This window comes from Vibrio ouci (assembly GCF_004551525.1).
Taxonomy (GTDB): Bacteria; Pseudomonadota; Gammaproteobacteria; order Enterobacterales; family Vibrionaceae; genus Vibrio; species Vibrio ouci.
Genome location: NZ_SATR01000125.1, coordinates 1 through 2467, shown reverse-complemented (window position 1 = coordinate 2467; position 2467 = coordinate 1). Strand labels below are relative to the sequence as shown.

Genomic DNA, 2467 nt, shown 5'->3' with positions numbered 1-2467 from the left:
GACAAGGATATATGAAAGGAAACTTAGAGTGTAGAAATAGTGGCGTTAATTAGACTTAAAGCATGAGAATTGGTGCGTTTGTGGGTCATGCCAGCTTTAAGGCTAGTAAAAGTACAGCTGGCACTTTGAGGACAAAATTGAGCTAGCCGCGGCAACCAGCTCGATGTTGAACAAAGCGCATTGAGAAATAATTCTAACGTACTAAGCTTGGATTAGAAAAAGTATCTTGGAACCATAAATGTTGTTATGTAACTAGTACGGTGTTCCATGCTTTTTGGAAGCCACCCACTCACCTGAACTTTTGACTACCACTTGAAATCATCATCCGACAAGAAGTGGAAAAAGCGGTATGGCTATCATAAGCGCTCTCTATTAGAGACAGCAATGTACCGAGTAAACATGAAGCATGGGTTTATTGTCTTCACATGCCGAAAGGCACTTATTTTTCAAGAATATAATCACGAAAATCGTAGTTCTCAATTTCCAACTTCCCACGTTCTGGGCTGTAAATGAGCTCAAGCGACTTCAATCGTGTGACTGCATTTTTCACCGACCATTTTGTAACATCTGTTTCTGGGTCGCCAGTGAAAGCTTTCACTTTGTCTAGTCCTACCTGAGTATAAAGACCTTTTGACTCATTGGCAGCAACAAGCTTTAGGATAGCCACTTCGATAGGTTTCAGTTGTTCGTATGTTTTTGAAAAGTGGTTCTCTGACTCAATACGATCAACGTCATAGCGATGGACGCCAATATCTAAGTCATGAACCATATTCAAAGCCATATTTTTTAGCATTTCAACAAACCGAGCAGGAGCGCGATTTTGTTTGATTAAGATTTCTAAGGCTTTGTGTTTGTCGAGTTCGATACCACCAGTGACATTTTTGAATGCGGCCAACTCGAATTCAACGAAATCCATATCCAGCTCTTCAAAGATCTGGGTTTGGCTGGAGTTGTAGAATGGGGCTTTGTTGTCTTTGAATAAGCGACTTAACCCCTCTCTACTCGAACCTGTGAAGATGCATTTGACGTTGTTATCCTCTCTGTTCACTACAAAACTGCGTAGAGATGCTGTAAACGAGTCAAATTCTTTGCGAGTAGCCAAATGTTGAACTTCGTCAAGTAACAGCAAAACAGGCATATCCAGCTCGTTTAAGCGTTGAAATACAGCGAACAAGTCAGCTCTCAATTCACCCTGAGAACGCTCAACTTCAACTTTGCCACCAACTGCACTAAAACCTAACTTTTTGAAGTTGAGAGCTTTGCCAAGCTTATGTAGAAATCCTTCATTCCTTTCACAAGCATCAATGACGGATTTAATGAACATGCCTTCTGGGTCGTCTTTTTTCATCCAAAAATCTACATAGATAGGTAAGACACCAAGTTCACGAGCCATAGGAATGATGTCTTTCTGTATAAATTGAGTTTTACCTCGCTGACGTGGAGCGAAGATTGAAACACGTTGAAGAAGACCTTTGTCCATCCCGTTAAGGATAAACGTAGCAAGCTGTGTACGAGGATAATGCCAGATATCCATTGTCATGCCCCTTTGGTAGGTTGTGTTATCAAGGATACCACAAAACACATTTGTGGTAGATTATCTAACACAACCTACCACAAATATAATTGCCATCCTAAAGCAGATCACTCTTTTACTAAGTAGCTCTTTGTCATGCCCCTCAATTTGCTTAACCTTTCCCCAAGATTAATACCACTATCTCGATGAAGTTTTCTATGTTTACGCCGCTTGATTGGCATAATCAACTGGCGACATATAATTTGGAGAACTATGTGGTCGAATATGGTTGTAGTGCTCTCTCCATAAATTTATTTCGTACCTTGCTTCATCCAAAGTTCGGAACCAATGTTGATTAAGGCACTCATTTCTGAACTTGCCGTTTAGACTTGCCACGAATGCGTTTTGAGTCGGTTTACCTGGTTGGATAAAGGCTAATATTACCGAAGTTGTCTTTGTCGTAGCTTATTCAACACTGAATACATAGTCGGGATACTCATCATTAAGTACTTCCACCACGTCCAACCAAGCACTTTTCTCAAGTAATGTCGGGGACATTGCTTCTGGAGTTAAAGACCAACTCTTTAAGTTAAAACCCCAAGATACCCCACCCACTGGATAGAACACCCCKTCAATTTCAGTTAGCCCAAACAACTTTCCATTCCAAGTTAACGTTATATGGGGWGGCGAAGTCCAGCCAGGATTGTCTCGAAACACCTCACCCACACTGTAAAATGGATAGCTMTTATCACGTCTCTCTTGGCTGCCCACATCAACAAAGACCCAACGTGGTCCCAAATCACCTAAGGACGCATGCTTGCCAACAAACTGCACCTCACCCGATGTTTCCACAATATGTAGCCAGTGGGTAACGTTTGAGGACGACACCTCAATTGCTGGGAACTTTGGGGCAAAGCAATGAGTATTACCTGATTCGACAAACCGGACATCAAA

2 protein-coding genes and 1 pseudogene are annotated in these 2467 nt (G+C 41.7%); all 3 read right to left on the bottom strand.

The window, feature by feature from the left end; genetic code table 11:
• Positions 1-439: 439 nt before the first annotated feature.
• A complete protein-coding gene (locus tag ELS82_RS24185; RefSeq protein WP_134837678.1) occupies positions 440-1534 on the bottom strand; it encodes an ATP-binding protein in 1095 nt (364 codons plus the stop codon).
• 201 nt (positions 1535-1735) lie between these two features.
• Positions 1736-1957, bottom strand: a pseudogene (locus tag ELS82_RS24180) (integrase core domain-containing protein); the annotation flags it as partial.
• A 21-nt stretch (positions 1958-1978) separates the two neighbouring features.
• On the bottom strand, positions 1979-2467 hold a 489-nt coding region (locus ELS82_RS24175), incomplete at its 5' end, for a hypothetical protein (RefSeq protein WP_134837677.1).

Excerpts from the sequence above, each read along its gene's own strand:
- ELS82_RS24185 (WP_134837678.1), bottom strand. The coding sequence starts at position 1,534 with ATGGATATCTGGCATTATCCTCGTACACAGCTTGCTACGTTTATCCTT.